The organism is Bacillus sp. G402 (genome assembly GCF_051172515.1).
Taxonomy (GTDB): domain Bacteria; phylum Bacillota; class Bacilli; order Bacillales; family Bacillaceae; genus Bacillus; species Bacillus altitudinis.
In genome coordinates, this window is record NZ_JBPIZC010000001.1 from 411,942 (window position 1) to 436,660 (window position 24,719).

Consider the following 24,719-nt stretch of genomic DNA (forward strand, 5'->3'; position numbering starts at 1 on the left):
ATGAAAAGAACTTCAAAGAAGGGAAGTCACTGATGAAAAGGTATTGCTACATATGTGCTAGCTGTTTCTTGTTCTTGACCTTATCACCGTTTGCCCATGCAGAGAAAACAACCGAGTGGGTGGAACCAATCAAAGGTGAAGTCACTGATTTGTTTGGGACAAGAGGTGGTTCGCATAAGGGGTTAGACATTGCTGCACCAGAAGGAGAATCCATTTTGGCTGCTAGCGAAGGTGTGGTTACTCGTTCCTATGTATCTGCTACATATGGAGAAGTTGTATTTATTCGGCATCCAAATGGATATGAAACCGTCTATGCGCATTTAAATGCGCGTTTTGTGAAGAATGGTGACCATGTACAAACAGGGCAGCCGATCGGCATCATAGGCAACACAGGCGCCTCTAGGGGCACTCATTTGCATTTTGAGGTGCACAGGGGCAATTGGTCAGTTAGTAAAGAAGATGCAGTAGATCCGCTCACAATCATTGCAAGAGATCGTTTCCAAGAGCCAGCCCTTCATGTAGATGGATATGAGAAACATACATATGTCATACAACAAGGGGACACGCTCTGGTCCATTGCTAAAGCACATCAAATGACCGTTGATCAATTAAAGAAAATCAATGCACTGACAACGCATTTCATACGTACAGGTGAACGTTTAATCGTTTCAACAAAATAAACCTCATGCTTTTGCATGAGGTTTACCATTTTTTATAGGTCAATCAGACGTACAGAAAGAATATCGCTTACTTCAGTTAACGTTTGGACAATTTCATCTTCAAGGTGCTTGTCAAAAGAAAGCATCATGATGGCTTCGCCGCCTTTTTCTTTACGGCCTACTTGCATTGTCGCAATGTTCACATCGTGGTCGCCTAAAATCTTTCCAACTTGACCGATCACACCAGGTGCGTCAGTATGCTGAATATAGACAAGGTGTCCATCTGGGTAAAAGTCAATATTGAAACCATTAATAGAAACGACACGTTCACCTAGATGCGGGATATACGTTGCTTTTAATGTAAAGGTGGAAAGGTCACCTTTGACTTCAATGGAAATGCTGTTCTCATAGCCAGATTCGCTTGAAGAAATTTTCTCGCTAAAGCTAATGCCACGTTCTTTTGCCACCATACCTGCATTGACTTCATTTACAGTCGAATCGACACGCTCTTTCAAAAAGCCAGAAAGCAGACTTTTTGTAATAAATGATGTTTCGAGTTTTGCGATAGATCCTTCATATGAAATGCTGACTTCTTTTACAGGTTCTCTCATCGATTGAGAAACAAGACGTCCAAGTTTTCCCGCAAATTGATGATAAGGCTGGATTTTTTTGAACTCGTCTTTTGTCATCGCTGGTAGATTAATAGATGACATAACCGGGAGTCCTTTTGCAAATTGAAGAACTTCTTCAGAGACTTGTGCCGCCACATTTAATTGTGCTTCTTTTGTAGATGCACCAAGATGCGGAGTGGCAATGACGTTTGGATGATCCACAAGTGGATTCTCAGTAGGTGGTTCTACTTCAAATACATCGAGTGCAGCCCCTGCGACATGACCATTTTCAAGTGCTTCAAGAAGGTCTCGTTCGTCAATGATGCCGCCGCGTGCACAGTTCACTAGACGAACACCTTTTTTCGTTTTTGCGATTGTTTCTTTATTGAGAAGTCCTCTAGTTTCTTTTGTTAAAGGTGTATGTACCGTAATAATATCTGATACTTTAAGCACTTCATCAAGTGATTTTGCATTAACACCAATTTTTTCGGCACGTTCTTTTGTGAGGAAAGGGTCAAATACGTTGACCGTCATGCCAAATGCTCTTGCACGCTGGGCGATTTCACTTCCAATTCTGCCTAAGCCAACAATCCCAAGAGATTTTCCGTAAAGCTCAGCACCGACATATGCGCCTCTGTTCCATTCTTTTGATTTCACAGAAATATTGGCTTGAGGAATATGACGCATGAGAGATGAGATCATCGCAAACGTATGCTCTGCCGTTGAAATCGTATTCCCATTTGGTGCATTGATGACAATCACACCGTGTTTTGTCGCTTCATCAATGTCAATGTTGTCGACTCCCACACCGGCACGGCCAACAATTTTTAATGAAGTCATTTTTTCATAAAGTTCTTTTGTCACTTTTGTGGCACTTCTGACAAGTAAGGCATCAAACGTGTGTAATTCATCTTCTGCTTCTGTTACATTTTTTTGAACAATTTCAACAAAATCTGATTCTAATAGTGGTAAAAGACCATCATTGCTCATCTTATCTGAGACTAATACTCGAAACATCGTAAGATTTCCTCCTAAAATAAACGTCATAAATATCTGATAATTTACCATATTCCTTTTCACTGTGTCAATCAAATTAAAGCAGTAAAGCGAAAAAGAAAACACGAACATTTTTTAGTGTCTTGATCAAGAATGGACACCTTTAAACAAAAGATAACCAATTTTTACGCATTTGTCATTATAAATTTTAGGTTTTTTACGATTTCTTAAAACTGATGAATTTGCTCAGGATTTTTATCTGTACAAATGCTCATATATCATATATAATGATGTCGAATTGAATAATGATCAATCTTCGGGGCAGGGTGTAATTCCCTACCGGCGGTGATGAGGCATAGTCTCTAAGCCCGCGAGCCTTTTTTGGCAGGATTCGGTGTGATTCCGAAGCCGACAGTATAGTCTGGATGGGAGAAGATGGAGGTTCGTAAACGTTGAAAACATGTCTGTTTATACGTTTATTTGTGTAGCCTAAATTTCCCGCTCCTGTGTATGTATTCAGAGCGGTTTTTTTGTGGCTAAAATTGAACAATCCTCTTTTCGAAAGATTTGATCGAAAAGGAGAGAGAATATTGAATCAAAGTAAAGTAAAACGTTTAGTTGTCATCAGCATGCTTAGCAGTATCGCATTTGTATTAATGTTATTGAATTTCCCTTTCCCTGGGCTTCCTGGGTATTTAAAAATTGATTTTAGTGACATTCCTGCGATTATTGCGATTTTAATTTATGGGCCAGGTGCTGGGATTGCTGTTGAAGCTTTAAAGAATCTACTGCACTACCTCATTCATGGTAGCATGTCCGGTGTTCCTGTGGATCAAGTAGCGAATTTTACAGCAGGTGTACTATTCATCTTACCGGTGGCTTTTATTTTTAAAAAGATTAAATCAGCAAGAGGGTTAGCGTGGTCCATGATTCTCGGAACATTACTCATGACAGTCATGATGAGCATCTTAAACTATTTCTTGTTCCTTCCTGCTTATACATGGTTTTTGAATGCACCCGTCCTGTCAGATCATGTGCTAAAGGCAACCATTACAGCAGGGATCTTGCCTTTTAACCTGATTAAAGGAATCATCATCACCATCGTCTTTAGTTTCATTTTTGTCAAAATGCGTCCATGGTTTGAAAATAAACGCCGACTTCAAAATAGTTAATATAAAAAAAGCCCCTTTTAAAGGGGCTTTTATCCTATTCATGCTTAAGTGGATCACCATCGAAAGTTTCGTCCGCAACTTTGATTGAGTCAGTTGGGCAACCTTCAAATGCATCAAGCATATCTTCTTCAAGTACTTCTGGAACTTCTACAGTCCCCTGATTGTCATCAAGCGTGACAAATGCAATGCCTTCATCATCATAATCATAAATGTCTGGAGCAGCTGCACCGCATGCGCCGCAAGCAATACATGTGTCTTTGTCTACAATTGTATATTTTGCCATGTTAAAAAAATACCTCCCAGATTGTTCGATGGAACAAATGGTTTAACCTTTTTAGTTTCACCGATAAAAAACCAATTTCCTCAAACCTTATTGTAATGATTTTAAATTCACATTTCAACTGTAAAGTGATTGAGAATGCTTATCACATAAGGGTTTGTTCATAACTTTCCCCCATTAATTGAGTTTAAACATTTCTTCTTCAATGAAATCTGTTAAAATAAAGGGAGAAAATATTCGAATTTTGTCAGGAAGACAGGTGCTTTGGTCAATGACGATTCATTACTTGGATGTCATGTTGATGGACAGCGTACATAAATTGAACGGCGAACGCTCCATTAGTGCTGTCTACCATCTTTTTAAAGGAAAAAAATCATCTCAAACGATACAGGATGCAAGTTTGTTTCAGCTCTCTAGCTACTTCGGCTGCTATCCAGCTTTTACGAGGGATCAGCTGAACCGCTCTGTGCAAAGGCTAAAAGAGCAGCACTTCATCAGAAAGACAGGGGATACATTCATCGCCACAGATGCAGGAATAAGTATGCTCAGGCAGTGTTTCACTGAAAAACCGATGCCAATTTACTTTGATGGTGCCAAGTATCATGATAAAGCAAAGGTGTTATGGATGAGGCTGTCTTTACTTGTGCAAGTCCTTTCACATCATGCAGCGGGGTCACAACAATATGCACCGATTCAAAGAGATGTATCGGTTCAAAGCTGGACGAAATCCTTTTTCTCGCAATATCACCAGAAGAAAAAGCTTTCTGAAGATATCCATCATGAGCTTGAAACACTTCTTGCTCATTTAACTGATCAAGAGGCACTGCTTTTTGTTTATTCATTGACTTCAAATGAAAGAATCGGACGTACGTACCAGCAAATGGCGGAATGGATGAAAGAAGATGTATGGTATGTTTACTTGCTTTTTTGGAATGTGCTCCATTATTTTATTCAATGTGCGCAAAAAGGTGAGGCACCGATCATCCAGCGCATGATAGATGATCTTCAATTCAAACGTGTGCTGACCACCTCTACCCATAAAACGCTTGAGCTTGTACAAAAAGGGTTCAGTATTGATCAAATTGCTCATATTCGTTCATTAAAAAAAGCGACAATCGAAGATCATATTGTGGAGCTCTCGATACATGAGCCGAGCTTCTCGATCGAACCATATGTCAGCAGTGAAGCTCAAAAGGCGATACATGAGGTAGCTGGTGAGCTCCAAACCAACAAGATGAAGCTGATCAAAGAAAGTCTCGAGCATTCATTTACTTATTTTCAAATACGATTGGCATTGACAAGGATGGTGAAAGCAAATGGATAAGCTTCATCAGACGCTGATGCGATATTTTGGTTATGATGCCTTCAAAACAGGTCAGGAGGACATTATTCGAAGTGTACTTCAACAAAAAGATACGGTTGCCATGCTTCCTACTGGTGGCGGGAAGTCCCTTTGTTATCAAATTCCGGGCTATTTGACAGACGGGTTAGTGCTGATCATTTCACCTCTTTTATCACTCATGGAAGATCAAGTAGAACGCATGAAAATGCGCGGTGAAAAGCGAGTGGCTGCGCTTAACAGTACACTGTCCTTTCAGGAAAGAAGACATATTATTCGGCATTTGCCATCATATAAATTTTTATTTGTCGCACCTGAAGCGCTTATGTCAGAGGTATTGGTAGAGCAGCTCAAAGCGATGCATGTGGGTCTATTCGTTGTAGATGAAGCTCACTGTATATCGGAATGGGGACATGATTTCCGCCCGGAATACTCCAAGCTTGGAGAATGGAGAGAAGCGCTCGGCAATCCTGTCGCCTTAGCACTAACGGCAACTGCGACGAAACAAACCTTAAAAGATACTGTGCAAACATTGCGGCTAGAGCATCCAGAAGTTCATATTCATTCAGTCAACCGGCCGAATATTGCACTATTAAAAGAGGCACATGAAACGAAAGAAGCAAAAGAGAAACGAGCACTGGAGCTTGTGGAAACCCTTCAAGGGCCTGGGCTGATTTATTGTCCGACCCGGCAAATGACAGAAGATATTTCACGTTTGGTGAAACAAAAAACGAATCAACGTGTAGAGTTTTATCATGGTGGAATGGAGTCAGGAGACCGCATGCTGATCCAGCAGCAATTTATCAGTGGTCAAATTGATCTCATTTGCTGTACAAGTGCTTTTGGAATGGGAATTGATAAAGCAAATATACGCTTTGTGATTCATATGAGTCCGCCTCAATCAATTGAAGCATTTATGCAGGAAATTGGAAGAGCTGGACGGGACGGGAAAAATAGTGTGAGCGTTCTTTTATATACAGAAGAGGATGCGGATATTCAAAGTCATTTGATTCAAGCAGAAGGTTTTGATGATCCAGAAATTGATTTTTTCTTAGCCCGATTATCACAAATGCCGATCAATGATGAAAAGAAATTTCGTGAACAATTGATGGAAGCAGGGCTTCAGGAGACGCGCGCGCGAATGCTCTCGCATTATTACACGATGTACCAAACTGAACAGCCCCGTTTGCTCATGAAGAAGCTGAAAGAAAAGCTGCAGGATAGACAAACAGAAAAGCTAAAAAAAGTGTGGCAGTTTAAAGAGCATATCACTGGCCATCGCTGCTTTAGGCAATCTTTGTTATCATACTTTGATGAGCAGCTTGATCTAACGGAGGACGCTTCCTTTGGGAACTGCTGTTCTTCATGCGGACTTGACCTGTCTGATTACGAAAAAAAAGATCAACCATTGGAGCTGAATGAAATGAAACACTGGAAGACCGAGCTGGATCGTCTATTTCATCTGACAAAAGAGGCGCAGCATTGATTGAACAACATCGCCGTATTATTGAAAAATTAACCGATCGACAAGTAGTAGAACAGTTGTATTTTACACAGCTGCTCATGCTGATTGTCTCTTTTTTACTAGGGATGTTTATGTTTGATCATTGGACTGATTTTACAGCCCTATGGCAGATCCGAGATATGCGTATCCTGACTTATGGAATTGGCGGCGCTTTGCTTGTGATTATTGTCGACGCTATTGTCATGAAGGTGTTTCCGGCTCATATGTATGATGATGGCGGATTAAATGAAAAAATGTTCAAAAACCGCAGCATCCCGCATATTGTTTGGTTAACGCTGCTCATTGCCTTTTCAGAAGAAATTTTATTTCGCGGGATCGTTCAGCAGCAATTTGGACTGGAGATTGCAAGCATTGTGTTTGCACTTCTTCACTTTCGCTACTTGTCAAAAATACTCTTGTTTATCCTTGTGGTTTCTATTAGTATTTTTTTAGGACTTTTATACGAGTGGACAGGGAATTTATTCGTTCCTGTCATGACACACTTTGTCATTGACTTAGTCTTTGCATGTCAAATTCGTTTTAAATATTGGGGGAGGGATGAACATGGAAGAAATGTCGAGAATGAAGAGAAAAAAGCAGCAGCTGACAAACATCCATGATGATGATGTAGAGGAAAATCTTGAAGAAGAAAAAGTGCATCCTTCAGATGACTCTCACTTTCCTACACGAGAAGATTTTCATGAATATAAAAAGCAGCGAACCAAAAAGGTGCGTAATCCATTGTTTACGACACTGGCTATTATCTTTCCTATTATTGTCGTCACGGTTTTCTTCCTGTTGATTTATTACACATCAAAGGAAATTAACGATAATAACAATCAAGGTGTATATATTGATAAAACATCGAGTGCTGACACAGATCCAGTCCCGTCAGCACTTGTTGAAACAAAAAATGATTCAAGCGCTGACAAAGCGGATGCATCTGATGACGAGAAGAAAAAGAAAGATGCTGATAAAGAAAAGCAGCGTTCAAAAGAAAAAGCAGAGCAAAAGAAAAAAGAACAAGCCGCTAAAGAGAAGGCTGAGCGTGAAAAGGCCGAAGCTGCAAAAAAGCGTGAGCAGCAGCAGCTCGCTCTTCAAAAACAGCAAGAAGAGAAAAAGCGAAAAGAAGCAGAAGAGAAGAAGAAGCAGGAAGAAAAGCCTGTTCGTGTCGTGCAGCATACTGTTGGACCAGAGGAAAACTTGTATCGAATTTCCATGAAGTATTATCAAAACCGATCAGGGGAAGAGAAAATTCGAGCTTACAATCATTTAAAAGGAAATAGCGTGTACAGCGGACAAGTATTGAATATCCCATTAGAAAATTAATATTTGACATGAATGAATCGAAAAGCACATACATATGTAGAAAAAAGGGACAAGGGTGTATGTGATGACATTGCACGCAATCAGCCGCTATATGGATCAGCCGACACAGAAAATGATTGAAACATTGATCAAAAGGAAGCGCAAATACGAGGGGTTTGCAAAACAATGCAAAAGGTGGCAATGGACAGCCCTTTTATCACTTGCGATTCTTCTGTTTTATTTTGTGATAACAGCTAATAGCGGGGGCTCCCTGCAGCCGGAAGCGATGATTGCCACATTGCTTGGCCATGAGGTGTTTCTGTTTTGGATCATGGCTGAAGTGTTTGCTTTTTACGCATCGTATTATTATAAGAAAAAAGAAGAAAAGGCTGAGGATGAATATCATAAGCTCAGATGTGAAATTATACAGAAAAGCACAGATTTATGGCCTCAATCAAATCAATGGAAAGAGCGCGAGGCCGTTTTCCACTTCATGCAGACGCAATATGATATCAATCTCTATTATGAAAGTAAATAAATGAGCAAAAGACGTTTAAACAGTTGAAACGTCTTTTTTCATTCAAGCGTCTTATAAAAGAAAGCTGATACAAGGGAGTCATTCATAATGAAATATGCCATCGGATTTACTGCTGCCATAGCGGCTGTGACAACAGGTGTGTGTGTAACAGCGAAAATGGTGAAAACGGCAAAACAAAACAACATCAAAAAGCATTACTTTACAATAGAAGGACTTCAGTCAGATCGACCTGCAGTCATTTTCTTTATTTCTGATACCCATCGCCGTCTAATTAGTGATACTTTATTAGCGGAAGTAAAAGAGCAGCAGCCTGATGTCATTATGATCGGCGGGGACTTAGCTGAAAAGGGAGTCCCTTATGCTAGAGTTGAAGAAAATGTGAAACGTTTAGCAAGGATTGCCCCGGTGTATTTTGTGTGGGGGAATAACGACCATGAGCTGCATCAGCAAAAACTCAAAGACATCCTCCATACCTATCAGGTGACGACATTGCAAAATGAGACGGCTGTGTGGAATTTTGAAGGACAGCCCATTAAAATAGGCGGAATCGATGATATCCGGCTTGAAAAAGCAGATTATGAAGCGATACGGCCGGAGTTTGTCAAAGAAGACGTGAATATCCTTTTATCACACAACCCAGATGTGCATCATTTGATGAGTGAAGAAGAGGGAATTGATCTTGTTTTGAGCGGTCATACCCATGGGGGTCAAATTCGTATTGGGAAATTTGGTCCGTATGAAAAAGGAAGAACAGGCCAAGTCAAAGGTGCTTTCTTTCTGATTAGTAATGGTTACGGAACAACAAAGATTCCGATGCGTCTTGGAGCAGAACCAGAAACCCATCTGATCTATTTAATGCCGCTAAAAACGCGCTAAGTTGATGCCCCATCAATATTTTCCATAAAAGTCACCGTAAGCATAGCTTCATGCTTGTCTTCCGTCTTGACACAGTGTAAACTGAATACAAAATTAAGAACCTATGACTCATCATCTCATATACTACAGTATGATGTGTGTTAGAAGAGGCAGGAGGGAACGTTATGCGGCTAGAGCGTCTGAATTATAATAAAATCAAAATTTTTCTCACACTAGATGATCTGACAGACCGAGGTCTTACGAAAGAAGACCTTTGGAAAGATTCGTTCAAAGTTCATCAGCTGTTTAAAGACATGATGAACGAAGCGAATCAGGAGCTCGGTTTTGAAGCGAATGGACCGATTGCTGTTGAAGTATTTTCTCTTCAGGCGCAGGGGATGGTCGTCATTGTGACAAAGAGTCAGCAGGAAGATGCTGATGATGAGTTTGATGAAGATTACATTGAGATGCAAGTCAAGCTCGACGAGAGCAAGCATGTGCTCTATCAATTTGCCTCGTTTGAAGATGTGATTCAACTGTCCCATAGTTTAAGTCGTATTGGACTTTTAGGGGGTACAGTTTACCACTATGAAGGTCAATATTTTCTCAGCCTAGATGATTTCGAAGAACTGTCTGCAGATACAGTCATTTCTATTTTAGCGGAGTTCGGTTCTCCGACGACATTAACCATTCACCGGTTAAAAGAATACGGAAAAGTGATCATGCAGGAAGATGCAGTGAAAACGATTCAACTGTATTTTTAATCACTTTTTTCTATTATATTTAATACTGTTGTGATGAAACAACAGTATTTTTTTATATCCATTTTTATATTTATAAACGCTGATATTTTATTTTGATAAAAAACGCTTTTTACCTTTGCTTTACCAGTACGAAGGTGTATACTATTGCTTGAAAGGGAGCAGTAGATCATGAAAGATTTCTAGGGGGTTTATTTTAATGGCAGCCGATCAAAACGCCGCTCATAACGCAGAAGATAAGCTAGATGTTTTAAAGTCAACTCAAACCGTCATACATAAAGCGCTTGATAAATTGGGCTATCCGCAAGAAGTGTATGAATTGCTGAAGGAGCCAATTCGCCTATTAACGGTCAAAATTCCAGTACGTATGGATGATGGATCGGTGAAAATTTTCACTGGTTATCGTGCGCAGCATAATGATGCTGTCGGTCCAACAAAAGGCGGAATTCGATTCCACCCGAACGTTACTGAAAAAGAAGTAAAAGCGCTTTCAATTTGGATGAGTTTAAAATGTGGTATTGTGGATCTTCCTTATGGCGGAGGAAAAGGCGGTATTATCTGTGATCCAAGAGAAATGTCATTTAGGGAGCTTGAAAAACTAAGCCGCGGCTATGTTCGCGCAATTAGCCAAATCGTTGGACCAACAAAAGATGTTCCAGCACCAGATGTGTTTACAAACTCTCAAATCATGGCATGGATGATGGATGAGTATTCTAGAATTGATGAATTTAACTCGCCAGGATTTATTACAGGAAAACCAATTGTTCTTGGAGGCTCACATGGACGTGATACTGCAACGGCAAAAGGTGTAACGATCTGTATCAAAGAAGCGGCGAAGAAAAAAGGAATTGACATCAATGGGGCTCGTGTTGTCGTTCAGGGATTCGGAAATGCAGGAAGTTACTTGGCTAAATTTATGTATGATGCCGGAGCGAAAATCGTAGGAATTTCAGATGCTTACGGCGGTTTGTATGATGAAGATGGTCTCGATATTGACTACTTGCTTGACCGACGTGACAGCTTTGGAACCGTCACTAAATTATTTAATGATACAATTACAAACCAAGAGCTGCTTGAGCTAGATTGTGATATCTTAGTACCTGCAGCCATTGAAAATCAAATTACAGAAGATAATGCGGCGAACATTAAAGCCAAAATTGTCGTAGAAGCAGCAAATGGACCAACGACATTAGAAGGGACAAAAATTCTTTCAGATCGTGGTGTACTGCTTGTTCCAGACGTACTTGCAAGTGCGGGTGGAGTGACTGTTTCTTACTTTGAATGGGTTCAGAATAACCAAGGGTTCTACTGGACAGAAGAAGAAGTAGAAACTCGTTTAGAAGATATGATGGTGAAATCATTTAATAATATTTATGAAATGGCGCAAAACCGCCGTATTGATATGCGACTAGCAGCATATATGGTCGGTGTACGTAAAATGGCTGAAGCTTCTCGATTCAGAGGCTGGATTTAAGCGACTTATTTGCATCGCGCCTTAAAATCTCCTATCCTTAAATAGGAGATTTTTTTATGGAATCATGCAAAGAATCAAACAGCCCAGCAATTGTTATTGCAGTGAAACGACAGGAGTGGAACAAATGAAACAAGAAAAAGCGATCATAATAGGAGGCGGCCCGTGCGGTCTATCAGCTGCCATTGCATTCAAGCAAATTGGGATTGATGCACTTGTGATTGAAAAGGGCAATGTGGTCAACAGTATTTATCATTACCCTACACACCAAACCTTCTTCAGTACAAGTGAAAAGCTTGAGATCGGTGACGTCGCTTTTATCACTGAAAATCGGAAACCCGTTCGTATTCAGGCGCTTTCCTATTACCGAGAGGTGGTCAGACGAAAAAGCCTTCGTGTGAATGCTTTTGAAAAGGTAAACGCTGTGACGAAAAAAGATGGCCGTTTTACGGTAAATACATCAAAAGACGACTATACATGTGACTATGTTGTGATTGCGACTGGCTACTATGATCATCCTAACTATATGAATGTGAAAGGGGAAGACCTTCCTCATGTGTATCATTATTTTAAAGAAGGACACCCCTACTTTGATAAAGATGTGACGGTGATCGGCGGGAAGAACTCTAGTGTTGATGCTGCCCTGGAACTTGTGAAATGCGGAAGCAGGGTGACGGTTTTATATAGAGGAACTGAATATTCATCCAGCATCAAACCTTGGATTTTACCAGAGTTTGAAGCGCTTGTTCGAAATGGAACCATTCGAATGGAGTTCGGTGCAGAGGTGAAGGAAATCACAGAACAGGATATTGTCTTTACAAACCAGCAGGGCCAAACGGATCGAGTGAAAAGTGATTATGTGTTTGCGATGACAGGTTATCATCCTGATCATTCATTTTTAGAAAAAATGGGTGTAACAATCGATCCAGAATCAGGCCGCCCAGCATTTGATGAACAAACAATGGAAACAAATGTAGAAGGTATTTTCATTGCAGGGGTCATTGCAGCTGGTAACAACGCCAACGAAATTTTCATTGAAAATGGAAGATTTCATGGTGGGTTAATTGCAGAAGAAATCAACAAAAGAATCAACGGGTAAAAAAAGAACTGGGTCCTTCTAAGGGATTCAGTTCTTTTTTATGTAAATTGGGATTATATAGAAGATTATTTTTGGGAAAATGGGCTCGAGTCATATAAAAAAGGGGTGATTCGTGGTACGATAATAAAGGATAATGTAGGGAAAGAGGTCTGATTATGATCGCAATCATTTCAGCAGGTTTAGCTCCCGGCATCGCACTTTTAAGTTATTTTTATTTGAAAGATCAATACGACAATGAGCCGGTTCATATGGTCATCAGATCTTTTATGCTAGGTGTCATACTTGTGTTTCCAACCATGTTTATTCAGTATGTCCTCCAAGAGGAAAATATCGCTACGAATCCTATCGTGATTTCATTTGTGACATCGGGATTTTTAGAAGAATCATTAAAGTGGTTTATTTTAATGGTCAGTGTCTATGCGCACGTACAGTTTGATGAACATTATGACGGGATTGTCTATGGAACAAGTGTCTCGCTTGGATTTGCGACACTTGAAAATATTCTGTACTTAGTGGGTCATGGGGTAGAGTACGCGTTTACACGTGCCTTGCTGCCTGTATCAAGCCACGCTTTATTTGGTGTGGTGATGGGATTTTATATAGGTAAAGCTCGCTTCTCTGATAAAAAAGAGCAGCGAAAATGGCTGATTCTCTCTTTAATACTTCCTATCCTTTTTCATGGCTTATATGATTTCATTCTTCTTGGCATGGAAAATTGGGGATATATTATGTTGCCGTTCATGATTTTTTTATGGTGGTTTGGTCTGCGGAAAGCCAAAAAAGCCCGTGCGGTGAAGATGGTACAAATTTAAATTGGAAAACGTCCTATACGTCTTTAGGGCGTTTTTTGTCTTTTCCATCCAATTCCCTCCTGTGATGAATGTATAAAAATAGGGATCGGAAGAAACATATATTCAAACATCAAAAGTACAGGAGGATCAAATATGGACAAAGCTCGTTTCATGAAACAAATCGTCCTTATCTTCTCAATTGTTCTGCTCGCGTCTTCATTGATGACAGCTGAAAAAAGTGAAGCTTTCACGAATCAAGTGATTCAGCGGGGAGCTACAGGAGAAGATGTCGTCGAGCTCCAGGCAAGGCTCCAATACAATGGTTTTTACAATGGAAAAATAGACGGGGTGTATGGCTGGGGAACTTACTGGGCCGTGCGCAATTTTCAAAGCCAGTTTGGTGTAAAGAAAGTCGATGGACTCGTAGGGGAAAAAACAAAAAGCCTATTAGTTCAAAAGACGAAATACTATAAAGAGTTTGTGCAACAGCAGTTGCAAAAAGGGAATCAGTTTACGCACTACGGCGGGAAACCTCTTGATCAGCAAACAAAGGCTCCTGCGCAAAGAAACACGCAAAAAAAGACAGCACAAGGTACAAAAGAGAATCAAAAAAGTCAAAGCGGAGGAAACAGCTCGTCTGGGAAGTCTGGAAACCAGTCAGGAAATGGTCAAGCAAATCAAACGCCGAAACAAACAGCAGCCAACATGCCAGGTGGTTTTTCAAGCAATGACATTCAGCTTCTTTCACAAGCTGTTTATAGTGAAGCGAGAGGTGAACCTTATGAAGGACAGGTAGCGATCGCAGCCGTCATCTTAAACCGTTTAAACAACCCGACCTTTCCAAACACGATTGCTGGTGTCATTTTTGAACCGCTTGCGTTTACTGCTGTAGCAGATGGACAATTTTATATGGCGCCAAATGAAACCGCTAAAAAGGCAGTATTTGATGCCATTAATGGCTGGGACCCATCTGAAAGCGCCGTTTATTACTTTAATCCTGATACAGCGACAAGCCCATGGATTTGGGGAAGACCACAAATTAAACGAATCGGGAAACATATTTTCTGTGAATAAAAAGAGGTGTAAATAAATGATCAGAGGAATATTGATTGCTATTTTAGGAATTGCTGTCATCTCAACAGGATACTGGGGCTATAAAGAGCATCAAGAAAAAGATGCAGTACTGCTTCATGCAGAGAACAACTATCAAAGAGCCTTCCATGATTTAACGTATCAAGTCGATCAGCTGCACGATAAACTTGGCGCAACACTTGCGATGAATAGCCAAACATCTATATCTCCAGCACTGGCAGATGTATGGAGAATGTCATCAGAAGCGCATAACAATGTCAGTCAGCTTCCGCTCACATTGATGCCTTTTAACAAAACAGAAGAGTTTCTAGCGAATGTCGGTGACTTTAGCTACAAATCGTCACTTAAATCTTTATCAGATGAACCATTAAACAAAGATACACACAAAACCATTACCACTTTATATGATCAAGCGGCAGATATTCAAAACGAACTTAGACAAGTGCAGCATCTCGTACTCAACAAAAATTTAAAATGGATGGATGTTGAAATGGCACTGGCTGATGGAGATCGAAAAAACGACAACACCATCATTGACGGATTAAAAACCGTTGAAAGAAATGCTGATGCGTTTGCAGATGTTGATCTTGGCCCTACAAATGTGTCAACTGAATCAGAAACGCAAGGCTACAATCACTTAAAAGGGCAAAAGATTTCAAAAAAAGAAGCGATCCGTATCGCCCAGCAATTTGCGCCTGACCATAACAAAGATTTTAAGGTGAGAAAAAGTGGGAGTAAAACGAACCGTGATGTCTACAGCCTATCAATGTCTGACCCAGACAATCGGGCAAACTTTTATTTAGACTTGACTGAAAAAGGCGGCCATCCTGTCTATCTTCTTCAGAACCGTGAAGTGAAAAAACAAAAAATCAGTTTAAATGATGCCTCAGAAAAAGCACTAAGTTTCTTAAAGAAGCATGGATTTGATACTGAATCATTTCATTTAGATGAGAGTGCGCAATTTGATAATATCGGCGTATTTACCTATGTCCCTTTACAGAATAACGTATTGCTTTATCCAGATAGCATTCGAATGAAAGTCGCTTTAGATGATGGAGAGGTTGTGGGATTCTCAGCGAAAGACTATTTAATGAATCACAGAAAACGTGACCTTAAAGCACCAAAAATTTCTCAAAAAGAAGCTGAAAAGACCTTAAATAAACATGTGAAGATCGAGGATACACATGTAGCTCTTGTTCAAAATGATATGTCAGAGGAAGTTCTCTGCTATGAGTTTTTAGGAACCATTAAAAACGACACGTACCGAATGTTCATTAATGCAGATACTGGAAAAGAAGAAAGAGTAGATAAACTAAAAAATGCAGAACCTATATATAAAGACCTATAGAAAAGGAAGCGAGGAAAAGGCGAATAAGCCTTTTCCTTTTGTTTTATACATGGTTTAATATAAGAGAGGATACGATTTCACAGATGAAAAGAGTGATGAGGAATGTTACAAATAGGGGATGCAATCACAATTGAGTATGTCAATGAGAACAAAGAAGTGAAAACTGCAAAATCGAAAGTTTTGGAAAATAATAACGATGATATTTGCATTAATTATCCAGCTGATAAAGAAACGGGGCGCACGATCTATTTAAATCAAGAAACAGAAATCACCGTCTTCTTTTTCGATGAAAATCAAATTCCATACAAATGTACAAGCAAAGTCATTGGGAAAAGAAAAGAAGATATCCCGATGATTGTCGTTTCGATTCCGCCAAAAGAAGAAATGATTCGGCTTCAACGAAGAGAATATCTTCGAGTGGATACGATGGTGAAAGCGTCCATTACGCAAAATGGTGAAGAAACCTTCGACACATTTATTGTCAATATGAGTGCTGGCGGTGTAGCAATTGCTGTTCCAGAAAGTGTCTCACTAAAAGAATATGGCGAGGTCGTCACAGAGTTTGAACTTTCACTTAAAGAACCAGTGAAAATTAAAGCGATTGCAGAAATGAATCGTGTTTATCAAGATGAACAGACGGGGAAAACAAGAGCGATCATGGAATTTACTGAAATCACAAACGACCACCAGCAGCACATCATGAAGTATTGCTTCCAGCAGCAGCTTCTAACACGTGTGAAAAAAGTATAAGAATAAAGGTTGTCAAAAGCTTCCATACTAGAGAGAAAGAATCTAGCGTTGGAGGCTTTTTGTATGAAAACAATGGAAAGATGGCTATTCAAAGCAGTGCTCATTCAGCTCATTCTGCTTTTGGCGGTTCAGGTCACCCTTCACTTGACGAAAGGAGAACTATTTTTGTCAAAAGTCGTACAATACGAGGGTGTGAATAACATGAGCATTGAAGATTGGATTGAGACATTTAAGCAAAAGGATTGATAGAAAATTCACCCGTTTGAGCGGTGATCGTGTTACAATTCATAAGGGAGATTCAATCAAGGAGAGGTATTATGAAAAAGAAATTATCTATCGCAATTGACGGTCCTGCTGCAGCAGGAAAAAGCACTGTGGCAAAAATTGTCGCAGCGAAAAAATCATATATTTATATCGATACAGGTGCGATGTACCGCGCAATTACACTTGCAGCACTCAATCAAGGCGTAGACCTTGAAGACGAACAGGCACTTGATGCGTTATTAAAAAACACAGTCATTGAACTTGTGTCAACTGACGAAGGTCAAAAAGTACATTTAGACACGATCGATGTCACAGAAGACATCAGAACAGACCGCGTAAGCAATCAAGTCTCTGTTGTTGCAAAGCATCGAGCTGTTAGGGAAGAAATGGTCCGCAGGCAGCAAGAGCTGGGGAACCGAGGCGGTGTCGTCATGGATGGAAGAGACATTGGCACGCATGTTCTTCCAGATGCAGAAGTGAAAATTTTCTTGCTTGCGTCAGTAGAGGAAAGAGCAAAACGTCGTTTTGAAGAAAATCAGAAAAAAGGCTATGATGTCAATTACGATCAGCTGATCGAAGAGATTGCAAGACGTGACAAGCTTGATTCTGAGCGGGAGGTATCACCGCTGAAGAAAGCAGATGATGCCATTGAAATTGACACGACTTCCCTTTCTATTCAAGAGGTTGCAGGTAAAATTTTAGATGCAGCAGAGCGTGTAGAAAAACAGTAAGAAATTTTAGAAAACTTTTATAAGTTAGAGGTTTATCTCTTGACAAACAAGGTCTTTTATTAGAAGTTTATACTAATACTATTTTTATTGATCATTCAAGCAATTCTGTTGATTTGAATGTTTCTATAATACATATTCGGCTGGCAATCATCATGCTAAGGACACATATTCACCCAGTCGTTTTAACTAAGCTGTGTAGGTTTGGACCAAGGAGGTTATCGAAATGACAGAGGAAATGAATCAAATCGATGTTCAGGTACCAGAGGTTGGAGATGTAGTGAAAGGGATTGTTTCTAAAGTTGAGGACAAGCATGTCAATGTAGATATCGTCAATGTGAAACAACCTGGGATCATCCCAATCAGTGAATTATCAAGTCTTCACGTTGAAAAAGCATCAGATGTCGTGAAAGATGGCGACGAGTTAGAGCTTAAAGTAACAAAGGTCGAAGACGATGCTTTGATTTTATCGAAACGTGCTGTTGATGCAGACCGCGCTTGGGAAGACCTAGAGAAAAAGTTTGAAACAAAAGAAGTATTTGAAGCAGAAGTAAAAGACGTTGTCAAAGGTGGTCTAGTGGTCGACATTGGTGTTCGTGGATTTATTCCTGCGTCTCTTGTTGAGGCACACTATGTAGAAGACTTCACTGACTACAAAGGGAAAACACTCTCGCTTGTTGTGGTAGAGCTTGACCGCGAAAAAAACCGCGTGATTTTATCGCATCGTGCAGTCGTTGAGCAAGAACAATTAGATAAGAAGCAAGACTTCCTGCAAAAGCTTGCAGTAGGCAGTGTGATTGATGGAAAAGTGCAGCGCCTGACTGACTTTGGTGCATTTGTTGACATTGGCGGCATTGATGGATTAGTTCACATTTCTCAACTATCCCATGCGCATGTCGAAAAGCCATCTGACGTTGTTGAAGAAGGACAGGAAGTGAAAGTCAAAGTTCTTGCTGTTGACCGCGATAACGAACGTATCTCACTATCTATTAAAGAAACATTACCAGGACCTTGGAGCCAAATTGGTGAAAAGGTAAAACAAGGTGATGTTCTTGAAGGAACCGTTCAACGTCTTGTGAGCTTTGGAGCATTTGTTGAAATTCTGCCAGGTGTAGAAGGACTTGTGCATATTTCCCAAATTTCACACAAGCATATCGGTACTCCTCAAGAAGTCCTTGAAGAAGGGCAGACTGTGAAAGTGAAAGTGCTTGATGTCAATGAAGATGAAGAGCGCATTTCACTTAGCATTCGTGAATTAGAAGAGAATCCTGAAAAACAAATCGAAGAGGATTACCGTCAATATCAGGCGAAAGAAGAAAATACAAGCGGATTCCAGCTTGGTGACCTGATTGGTGATAAACTCAATAAACTAAAATAATTTGGTGATCAAAATTGACGCGAGCAGAAAGAAAGAAACAGCATATTGAGCATGCTTTGTCGACTGGCCAGCATGCAGCAACAGGTTTACAAGATGTTTCCTTCGTTCACGCCAGTTTACCAGATCTTGCGACATCACAAATTGATACTCATACGACAATTGGCGGACTGACTTTCGGTTCGCCAATTTTTATCAATGCAATGACTGGTGGAGGCGGAGAATCGACCTATGAGATTAATCGCTCTTTATCTATCGCAGCGAAGGAAACCAATATTCCAGTAGCAGTCGGTTCACAAATGGCTGCACTGAAAGATGCAGACGAACGTCGTACGTATGAAGTGGTTCGAAAGGTGAATCCAGATGGACTCGTTTTTGCCAATTTGGGCAGTGAGGCGACTATTCAGCAAGCACGGGATGCCGTTGACATGCTGGGGGCAAACATGCTCCAAATTCACTTAAACGTGATTCAAGAGATCGTCATGCCTGAAGGAGATCGTGATTTCAGAGGTGCTGTTGAGCGGATCTCAGCCATTGCTGAATCAATTGAGGTGCCTGTTGTCGTCAAAGAAGTTGGATTTGGGATGAGTAAGGAAACAGCAAAGAAATTATTTGATGCTGGAGTTGCTGCTGTTGATGTAGGTGGATTTGGGGGAACGAATTTTTCTAAAATCGAGAACCTGCGCCGTCAAAAAGCACTTCGCTATTTTGACCAGTGGGGAATTCCAACTGCAGCGAGTCTGGCTGAAGTACATACAGCCTTTCCAGATCAAACCGTCCTAGCTTCTGGAGGCATTCAAGATGCACTTGATGTGACAAAATCAATTGCTCTTGGTGCGTCTGCCGTTGGATTAGCCGGCTTTTTCTTAAAATCCCTGACGAGTGGAGGAGAAAAGGGCCTCATCTCTGATATCATTGATCTACAAGATGATGTGAAGATGTTGATGACAGTACTTGGCATGAAAACAATGGAGGAGCTAAGGCAAGCTCCGATTGTGCTTACAGGGGAAACAAGTCATTGGCTGAAAGAAAGAGGCGTGGATACTACGTACTATAGTTTAAGAAATAAGAAGACAAAGGACTAAATGAAATGTAGCCCTTTGTCTTCTTTTCAGCGTGAAAGAAAACTTTTTTGTCTATGAAAGACAGCTGCTTTTTGCGGAGCGAATTTGACATTCGTGAGCAGCAATGCGCAGGACTGACACTGAATGCGAGGGTTTGTCTGCACGCTGAGACATGTGGTAATCACATGTCTTTTTTTATTGATTTCTTTTGCGAGCGTCTTCCGGGCCTTCTAAAGTTGTTGCCCCTTTGTGATGAATGGATTGATCGCGGTCAGATTCAACTCTTCTTGACGCCTTTAGGCGTTTTTCCTGTCTATCCTTACCCATTATACATCCCTCCTCAACTATTAGGGTGTCACCTCTTGTTTATTTCATGCAAATCCCGCACCTTCTCATACGTTTAAAAACTGGAGATTTTCCCATAATGTAATTGAGGTGATGAGGGTTGGAGGCATTGTACTATTATTGGTCAATATGGTTCGTTTGGATTATGGTGACATTTATCATGGAGAAAAGCACGTGGCGCAATGTGCTGGGCGTATGTGTTCTCATTCATATTATATGCAGTCATGTCATGGTTTCTATTTTAGACATGAGGATCAATGCAGGATTTTTGATGACCTTTTTATATGCTTGCATGTCATTCGTGATCTTTCGCCCTGCTCATCGAATCATGCGAATCATGCAATTAGGTTCCATGGTCAGTGCGTATGCCTTTTTTATGATTTTTGCATTATATGATCCAGTTTGGTTCACGATAATAAAGGTGGACTGGGTTGTATTTGCCTTGCTGATCTTGATGTGTTTAACATATGGGCATCAGTTAACGGAACGGATCACTTTATGGATGATGGCTATATGTCTGGGGGAAGCCCTTTATGCGCTTACGATTCATCGCCTCACATCTTCCATTGTCATAGGAGATCTCTCGTTTCTTTCCATGGCTGTTCAAGGAGCTGTCTTTCTATTAGGTGTAGGTCAGCTTGAAAAACTCTTGAACACCCGTTCATCTAGAAAACCAGTAAAAGGGGCTGCAAAATCAACATGACGGATTACACGTTTCCTGTGATTATTGGTGTCATCTTTGGGATGGCGGCTAGGCTTTATATGCTAAGAACTGATTATCGGCAATATCCCACATATATTCATGGACAAGTGATTCACATTGCGCTTGGTTTTATCGCATCAGGGCTTGGTGCTATTATTATGCCTGCACTGATCCAGGAAGAATTCACTGCTATTACCTTTCTGACGCTTGCAGCCACGCAATTTCGTGATGTGCGTAATATGGAAAGAAATACATTGACCCAAATGGATTCGTATGAGCTTGTCTCACGAGGCAGTACATATATCGAAGGCATTGCGATTGCCTTTGAAAGTCGAAATTATATTGCCATTCTTACTGCCCTTATTACAACGACCGCCTGTATTTTCTTCTCGCTCGTCGTGGGGACAGTGGTCGGTATTCTTTGTTTTTTCATGGCAAAACTATTAATGTCAGGGAGCCAATTAAAGGATATCGTGAATATTCAAAAAGGGGAACTTCGCTTTGACGGCGCAGGACTTTACGTAAATGATATTTACATTATGAATATCGGGCTGCCTGAAAAGCAAAAATTGATTTTAGAGCATGGAATGGGGTTCATCTTGACTCCAAAGAATTTTAACTCGGCCACAACCATCGCAAACCTTGGGCAGCGACAAGCCATCTTATTTGATTTATCCAACGTGCTTGGTGTATACCGAGATTCTGGTGAACCATCGCTTTGTCCGCTCGCAAAACGTGATCTGAATAACGGCACACTTGGCGTATTCATTTTACCGCAATGGCAGCGTGAAGATTTGGCTGTCCGTGTATTAGAAGAGGTGCCTATTTTAGAAAATGCCATTAGAATGCCGACAGATTTCATTAAAAAGAAAGTGAGGTAATAGGGCATGGCGAACACCATTGAACAATTTATATTGGCTGTGGCGACAACAAATAAAGAGCGGGTCATTGGCGGAACAGCCGTTTTTTTCTGTGAAAATAAAGAAGAGCTCGACATGTATGCCATGAATTTAGAGGCCATTTTAGATGGAATTGCACACGGCATTGGAGAAGATCTTTATTTGATTGTCAAACATTTTTAAGTTATTCATTGTGGTCTGATTAAAAATTGATATAATATATAAGTTGAACCCTTCATGTTTGAAGGGTTTATTTCATAAAACTGAATGAAAATTATAAATCCCGGTTGAAACATGATGATGAACATATTGAATCGCGGCTGGATTGAAAGGAAGGGTACTATGGGTAAACCTGTCGTAGCCATTGTTGGAAGGCCCAACGTTGGAAAATCTACAATTTTTAATCGAATCGCAGGCGAAAGAATATCGATTGTAGAAGACACACCTGGTGTAACAAGAGATCGAATCTATAGCTCTGCTGAATGGTTAAATTATGACTTTAATTTAATAGATACTGGTGGAATTGATATTGGAGATGAGCCGTTTTTGGCGCAAATTCGCCATCAGGCTGAAATCGCAATGGATGAAGCGGATGTTATTATCTTTATGGTCAATGGAAGAGATGGCGTCACATCTGCGGATGAAGAAGTCGCAAAAATTTTATATCGCACGAAAAAACCTGTCGTACTTGCTGTCAATAAATTGGACAACCCTGAAATGAGAAGCGACGTGTATGACTTTTATGCACTTGGATTTGGTGAACCGTATCCGATTTCTGGAACGCACGGACTCGGTCTAGGTGATCTGCTTGATGCTGTCGCAGAGCATTTCAAAAACTTACCAGATACACAGTATGATGAAGAAGTGGTACAGTTCTGCTTAATCGGCCGCCCAAATGTAGGGAAATCCTCTTTGGTGAATGCGATGCTCGGTGAAGAACGTGTCATTGTCAGCAACATCGCTGGTACAACAAGAGATGCTGTAGATACAATGTTTACGTACAACCAACGTGACTTTGTCATTGTCGACACAGCAGGTATGAGAAAAAAAGGGAAAGTATATGAAACAACAGAGAAATACAGTGTACTTCGAGCGTTAAAAGCCATTGATCGATCGGATGTTGTCGCTGTAGTTCTTGATGGTGAAGAAGGCATTATTGAACAGGATAAACGTATTGCCGGCTACGCACACGAAGCGGGTAAAGCCGTTGTGATCATTGTGAACAAGTGGGATGCTGTTGAAAAAGACGAGCGTACAATGAAGGAATTTGAGCAAAATATTCGCGAGCATTTTCAATTCCTTGATTATGCACCTGTCTTATTCATGTCTGCTCTTACGAAAAAGAGAATTCACACGTTAATGCCAACAATCATTACCGCTAGTGAAAATCATGCGATGCGCGTTCAAACGAACATTCTAAACGATATTATCATGGATGCCGTAGCAATGAACCCAACGCCGACCCATAACGGACAGCGTCTGAAAATTTACTATGCAACACAAGTGGCGATCAAACCGCCGTCCTTTGTTGTGTTTGTAAATGATCCAGAACTTATGCACTTTTCTTATGAGCGTTTCCTAGAAAACCGAATTCGAGATGCATTTGGTTTTGAAGGAACACCAATTAAAATATTTGCGAGAGCGAGAAAATAAAAAGGGTGAGCAGGATGAAGAAAATTTCAGTACTTGGAGCAGGGAGCTGGGGAACAGCTCTTGCGCTTGTATTAGCTGATAATCATCATGATGTACACATGTGGGGACATAGACAAGAATTAATTGATCAAATCAATGAGAAACATGAAAATCATGATTACTTGCCTAATGTTGCATTGCCAGCGTCTATTCAAGCGACAACAGATATGAAACAGTCACTAGAAGGGACAGATGCGATTATTGTCGCTGTGCCAACAAAGGCTATTCGAGAAGTATTGAAACAGGCCAATGAGTTCATTACGTCAAAGGTGCCATTTGTTCATGTCAGTAAAGGAATTGAACCAGATACGCTTCTTAGAATTTCTCAAATGATTGAACAAGAAGTCCCAGAAGCGAAAAGGGAAGCAGTGGTTGTCCTGTCAGGACCAAGTCACGCTGAAGAAGTTGGCTTGCGTCATCCGACAACTGTTACAGTTTCATCAGAACATATTGAAGCGGCTCAATTTGTTCAAGATTTGTTTATGAACAACAACTTCAGAGTGTACACAAACCCTGATGTGATTGGGGTGGAAATTGGCGGGGCGCTGAAAAACATCATCGCTCTTGCGGCAGGGATCACAGACGGACTCGGATATGGCGATAATGCGAAAGCAGCGCTCATCACAAGGGGTCTTGCTGAAATCGCCCGCCTCGGCACAAAAATGGGAGGAAACCCTCTTACGTTTGCCGGGTTAACAGGTGTTGGAGATTTGATTGTCACATGTACAAGTGTTCATTCACGTAACTGGCGCTGCGGGAATTTACTCGGTAAAGGATATAAGCTCGAAGAAGTGCTTGAAAAAATGGGGATGGTTGTCGAAGGCGTCCGCACAACAAAAGGCGCTTATCAGCTCTCCAAAGAATACAAGGTCAGCATGCCGATTACAGAGGCTCTTTACGGCGTCCTATTTGAAGGGAAAAAGGTAGACGATGCTGTAGAATCCTTAATGGCACGTGTGAAAACACATGAGATGGAAGACCTTGTGAACATGTTCGAAAACCAAACAAAGTAATTGGAAGACTGAACTTAGGCGTGTAGAGGATGCAAGAAGGGGCAGACTTGCATAACATAACA

The 24,719-nt window shown here is 40.7% G+C and carries 27 protein-coding genes and 1 riboswitch; of the genes, 24 read left to right on the top strand and 3 right to left on the bottom strand.

The genetic code is table 11. The features are described from left to right. Positions 1–32: 32 nt before the first annotated feature. Complete coding sequence (locus ACSBQP_RS02255) at positions 33–680, top strand: peptidoglycan DD-metalloendopeptidase family protein (RefSeq protein ID WP_025207560.1); 648 nt, start codon at positions 33–35, stop codon at positions 678–680. Positions 681–712: 32 nt separating this feature from the next. On the opposite strand, the gene serA is transcribed toward ACSBQP_RS02255, so the two are convergent. Beyond that, on the bottom strand, positions 713–2,287 hold the full coding sequence (gene serA / locus ACSBQP_RS02260; protein ID WP_025207559.1) for a phosphoglycerate dehydrogenase: 1,575 nt from the start codon (positions 2,285–2,287) through the stop codon (positions 713–715). Positions 2,288–2,574: 287 nt separating this feature from the next. Continuing rightward, a riboswitch (FMN riboswitch) is annotated at positions 2,575–2,707 on the top strand. A 149-nt stretch (positions 2,708–2,856) separates the two neighbouring features. Between serA and ACSBQP_RS02265 the strand changes: the two genes are divergently transcribed. Further along, positions 2,857–3,438, top strand: a complete 582-nt coding sequence (locus tag ACSBQP_RS02265) for an ECF transporter S component (protein ID WP_008344490.1) — start codon at positions 2,857–2,859, stop codon at positions 3,436–3,438. Positions 3,439–3,472: 34 nt separating this feature from the next. Here the strand turns inward: ACSBQP_RS02265 and ACSBQP_RS02270 are convergent, their stop codons facing one another. After that, entirely contained in the window at positions 3,473–3,721 is a 249-nt protein-coding gene (locus ACSBQP_RS02270) for a ferredoxin (protein WP_008344492.1), read from the bottom strand. A 268-nt stretch (positions 3,722–3,989) separates the two neighbouring features. Here ACSBQP_RS02270 and ACSBQP_RS02275 point away from each other — a divergent pair, with 268 nt between their 5' ends. From ACSBQP_RS02275 to fni, 17 genes are all read left to right on the top strand, one after another. Beyond that, on the top strand, positions 3,990–5,042 hold the full coding sequence (locus tag ACSBQP_RS02275) for a helix-turn-helix domain-containing protein (RefSeq protein WP_435028151.1): 1,053 nt from the start codon (positions 3,990–3,992) through the stop codon (positions 5,040–5,042). After that, positions 5,035–6,543 carry a RecQ family ATP-dependent DNA helicase gene (locus tag ACSBQP_RS02280; RefSeq protein WP_435028152.1) on the top strand — a complete coding sequence of 503 codons (1,509 nt, stop codon included), beginning with the start codon at positions 5,035–5,037 and terminating at the stop codon, positions 6,541–6,543. The genes ACSBQP_RS02275 and ACSBQP_RS02280 overlap by 8 nt, the downstream gene beginning before the upstream one ends. Then, positions 6,540–7,181, top strand: coding sequence for a CPBP family intramembrane glutamic endopeptidase (locus tag ACSBQP_RS02285; protein ID WP_008344498.1), 642 nt, complete (start codon positions 6,540–6,542; stop codon positions 7,179–7,181). Before ACSBQP_RS02280 ends, ACSBQP_RS02285 begins: the two co-directional genes overlap by 4 nt. Continuing rightward, complete coding sequence (locus tag ACSBQP_RS02290) at positions 7,126–7,890, top strand: LysM peptidoglycan-binding domain-containing protein (protein WP_019744027.1); 765 nt, start codon at positions 7,126–7,128, stop codon at positions 7,888–7,890. Before ACSBQP_RS02285 ends, ACSBQP_RS02290 begins: the two co-directional genes overlap by 56 nt. Before the next feature lie 64 nt (positions 7,891–7,954). Continuing rightward, positions 7,955–8,407 carry a DUF2663 family protein gene (locus ACSBQP_RS02295; protein ID WP_007500988.1) on the top strand — a complete coding sequence of 151 codons (453 nt, stop codon included), beginning with the start codon at positions 7,955–7,957 and terminating at the stop codon, positions 8,405–8,407. Between the two features lie 87 nt (positions 8,408–8,494). Then, entirely contained in the window at positions 8,495–9,283 is a 789-nt protein-coding gene (locus ACSBQP_RS02300; RefSeq protein WP_017367513.1) for a metallophosphoesterase, read from the top strand. Between the two features lie 164 nt (positions 9,284–9,447). Next, positions 9,448–10,026, top strand: a complete 579-nt coding sequence (locus ACSBQP_RS02305) for a genetic competence negative regulator (RefSeq protein WP_007500984.1) — start codon at positions 9,448–9,450, stop codon at positions 10,024–10,026. A 196-nt stretch (positions 10,027–10,222) separates the two neighbouring features. Then, on the top strand, positions 10,223–11,497 hold the full coding sequence (locus ACSBQP_RS02310; protein WP_007500982.1) for a Glu/Leu/Phe/Val family dehydrogenase: 1,275 nt from the start codon (positions 10,223–10,225) through the stop codon (positions 11,495–11,497). Positions 11,498–11,621: 124 nt separating this feature from the next. Beyond that, a complete protein-coding gene (locus tag ACSBQP_RS02315) occupies positions 11,622–12,593 on the top strand; it encodes a YpdA family putative bacillithiol disulfide reductase (RefSeq protein WP_024718498.1) in 972 nt (323 codons plus the stop codon). A gap of 155 nt (positions 12,594–12,748) precedes the next feature. Next, the gene (prsW, locus tag ACSBQP_RS02320) at positions 12,749–13,405 is read left to right on the top strand and encodes a glutamic-type intramembrane protease PrsW (RefSeq protein WP_076822154.1); all 657 of its coding nucleotides are present in this window, start codon (positions 12,749–12,751) and stop codon (positions 13,403–13,405) included. Positions 13,406–13,606: 201 nt separating this feature from the next. Then, positions 13,607–14,458, top strand: coding sequence for a spore cortex-lytic enzyme (sleB, locus tag ACSBQP_RS02325; RefSeq protein WP_411801802.1), 852 nt, complete (start codon positions 13,607–13,609; stop codon positions 14,456–14,458). A 16-nt stretch (positions 14,459–14,474) separates the two neighbouring features. After that, a complete protein-coding gene (gene ypeB / locus ACSBQP_RS02330; protein WP_135226728.1) occupies positions 14,475–15,824 on the top strand; it encodes a germination protein YpeB in 1,350 nt (449 codons plus the stop codon). 102 nt (positions 15,825–15,926) lie between these two features. Next, positions 15,927–16,574, top strand: a complete 648-nt coding sequence (locus tag ACSBQP_RS02335) for a flagellar brake protein (protein ID WP_435028154.1) — start codon at positions 15,927–15,929, stop codon at positions 16,572–16,574. A 63-nt stretch (positions 16,575–16,637) separates the two neighbouring features. Beyond that, entirely contained in the window at positions 16,638–16,820 is a 183-nt protein-coding gene (locus tag ACSBQP_RS02340) for a YpfB family protein (protein ID WP_008344514.1), read from the top strand. 71 nt (positions 16,821–16,891) lie between these two features. Further along, positions 16,892–17,569: a (d)CMP kinase gene (cmk, locus tag ACSBQP_RS02345; RefSeq protein WP_017359766.1), complete on the top strand. Its 678-nt coding sequence runs from the start codon at positions 16,892–16,894 to the stop codon at positions 17,567–17,569. A gap of 223 nt (positions 17,570–17,792) precedes the next feature. Beyond that, positions 17,793–18,944 (top strand): 30S ribosomal protein S1, encoded by a 1,152-nt coding sequence (gene rpsA, locus ACSBQP_RS02350; protein WP_008344519.1) that lies wholly within the window; start codon positions 17,793–17,795, stop codon positions 18,942–18,944. 14 nt (positions 18,945–18,958) lie between these two features. Then, on the top strand, positions 18,959–20,026 hold the full coding sequence (fni, locus tag ACSBQP_RS02355; RefSeq protein WP_046527082.1) for a type 2 isopentenyl-diphosphate Delta-isomerase: 1,068 nt from the start codon (positions 18,959–18,961) through the stop codon (positions 20,024–20,026). 174 nt (positions 20,027–20,200) lie between these two features. Here fni and ACSBQP_RS02360 read toward each other — a convergent pair whose 3' ends face one another. Then, positions 20,201–20,332, bottom strand: a complete 132-nt coding sequence (locus ACSBQP_RS02360) for a YpzI family protein (protein ID WP_008344525.1) — start codon at positions 20,330–20,332, stop codon at positions 20,201–20,203. Positions 20,333–20,459: 127 nt separating this feature from the next. On the opposite strand from ACSBQP_RS02360, the gene ACSBQP_RS02365 reads away from it, so the two are divergent. The 5 genes from ACSBQP_RS02365 to ACSBQP_RS02385 all read left to right on the top strand — a co-directional run bounded on the left by ACSBQP_RS02365 (position 20,460) and on the right by ACSBQP_RS02385 (position 24,657). After that, the gene (locus ACSBQP_RS02365) at positions 20,460–21,053 is read left to right on the top strand and encodes a YphA family membrane protein (RefSeq protein WP_419715767.1); all 594 of its coding nucleotides are present in this window, start codon (positions 20,460–20,462) and stop codon (positions 21,051–21,053) included. Continuing rightward, complete coding sequence (locus ACSBQP_RS02370) at positions 21,050–21,934, top strand: YIEGIA family protein (protein WP_007500964.1); 885 nt, start codon at positions 21,050–21,052, stop codon at positions 21,932–21,934. Before ACSBQP_RS02365 ends, ACSBQP_RS02370 begins: the two co-directional genes overlap by 4 nt. Positions 21,935–21,940: 6 nt before the next feature. Next, positions 21,941–22,135, top strand: a complete 195-nt coding sequence (locus ACSBQP_RS02375; protein WP_008344527.1) for a capping complex subunit for YIEGIA — start codon at positions 21,941–21,943, stop codon at positions 22,133–22,135. A 159-nt stretch (positions 22,136–22,294) separates the two neighbouring features. Then, positions 22,295–23,605: a ribosome biogenesis GTPase Der gene (gene der / locus ACSBQP_RS02380; RefSeq protein ID WP_008344528.1), complete on the top strand. Its 1,311-nt coding sequence runs from the start codon at positions 22,295–22,297 to the stop codon at positions 23,603–23,605. Between the two features lie 14 nt (positions 23,606–23,619). After that, a complete protein-coding gene (locus ACSBQP_RS02385; RefSeq protein WP_058214020.1) occupies positions 23,620–24,657 on the top strand; it encodes an NAD(P)H-dependent glycerol-3-phosphate dehydrogenase in 1,038 nt (345 codons plus the stop codon). Positions 24,658–24,719: the final 62 nt, after the last annotated feature.

Bases quoted from the DNA above. Each gene is read 5' to 3' on its own strand.
- ACSBQP_RS02370 (WP_007500964.1), top strand. From the start codon at position 21,050: ATGACGGATTACACGTTTCCTGTGATTATTGGTGTCATCTTTGGGATG.
- der (WP_008344528.1), top strand. From the start codon at position 22,295: ATGGGTAAACCTGTCGTAGCCATTGTTGGAAGGCCCAACGTTGGAAAA.
- ACSBQP_RS02310 (WP_007500982.1), top strand. From the start codon at position 10,223: ATGGCAGCCGATCAAAACGCCGCTCATAACGCAGAAGATAAGCTAGAT.
- ACSBQP_RS02340 (WP_008344514.1), top strand. From the start codon at position 16,638: ATGAAAACAATGGAAAGATGGCTATTCAAAGCAGTGCTCATTCAGCTC.
- ypeB (WP_135226728.1), top strand. From the start codon at position 14,475: ATGATCAGAGGAATATTGATTGCTATTTTAGGAATTGCTGTCATCTCA.
- serA (WP_025207559.1), bottom strand. From the start codon at position 2,287: ATGTTTCGAGTATTAGTCTCAGATAAGATGAGCAATGATGGTCTTTTA.
- ACSBQP_RS02385 (WP_058214020.1), top strand. From the start codon at position 23,620: ATGAAGAAAATTTCAGTACTTGGAGCAGGGAGCTGGGGAACAGCTCTT.
- ACSBQP_RS02290 (WP_019744027.1), top strand. From the start codon at position 7,126: ATGGAAGAAATGTCGAGAATGAAGAGAAAAAAGCAGCAGCTGACAAAC.
- cmk (WP_017359766.1), top strand. From the start codon at position 16,892: ATGAAAAAGAAATTATCTATCGCAATTGACGGTCCTGCTGCAGCAGGA.
- prsW (WP_076822154.1), top strand. From the start codon at position 12,749: ATGATCGCAATCATTTCAGCAGGTTTAGCTCCCGGCATCGCACTTTTA.
- ACSBQP_RS02255 (WP_025207560.1), top strand. From the start codon at position 33: ATGAAAAGGTATTGCTACATATGTGCTAGCTGTTTCTTGTTCTTGACC.
- ACSBQP_RS02335 (WP_435028154.1), top strand. From the start codon at position 15,927: ATGTTACAAATAGGGGATGCAATCACAATTGAGTATGTCAATGAGAAC.
- ACSBQP_RS02305 (WP_007500984.1), top strand. From the start codon at position 9,448: ATGCGGCTAGAGCGTCTGAATTATAATAAAATCAAAATTTTTCTCACA.
- ACSBQP_RS02275 (WP_435028151.1), top strand. From the start codon at position 3,990: ATGACGATTCATTACTTGGATGTCATGTTGATGGACAGCGTACATAAA.
- ACSBQP_RS02270 (WP_008344492.1), bottom strand. From the start codon at position 3,721: ATGGCAAAATATACAATTGTAGACAAAGACACATGTATTGCTTGCGGC.
- ACSBQP_RS02300 (WP_017367513.1), top strand. From the start codon at position 8,495: ATGAAATATGCCATCGGATTTACTGCTGCCATAGCGGCTGTGACAACA.
- ACSBQP_RS02375 (WP_008344527.1), top strand. From the start codon at position 21,941: ATGGCGAACACCATTGAACAATTTATATTGGCTGTGGCGACAACAAAT.
- sleB (WP_411801802.1), top strand. From the start codon at position 13,607: ATGACAGCTGAAAAAAGTGAAGCTTTCACGAATCAAGTGATTCAGCGG.
- ACSBQP_RS02295 (WP_007500988.1), top strand. From the start codon at position 7,955: ATGACATTGCACGCAATCAGCCGCTATATGGATCAGCCGACACAGAAA.
- ACSBQP_RS02315 (WP_024718498.1), top strand. From the start codon at position 11,622: ATGAAACAAGAAAAAGCGATCATAATAGGAGGCGGCCCGTGCGGTCTA.
- ACSBQP_RS02280 (WP_435028152.1), top strand. From the start codon at position 5,035: ATGGATAAGCTTCATCAGACGCTGATGCGATATTTTGGTTATGATGCC.
- rpsA (WP_008344519.1), top strand. From the start codon at position 17,793: ATGACAGAGGAAATGAATCAAATCGATGTTCAGGTACCAGAGGTTGGA.
- ACSBQP_RS02360 (WP_008344525.1), bottom strand. From the start codon at position 20,332: ATGGGTAAGGATAGACAGGAAAAACGCCTAAAGGCGTCAAGAAGAGTT.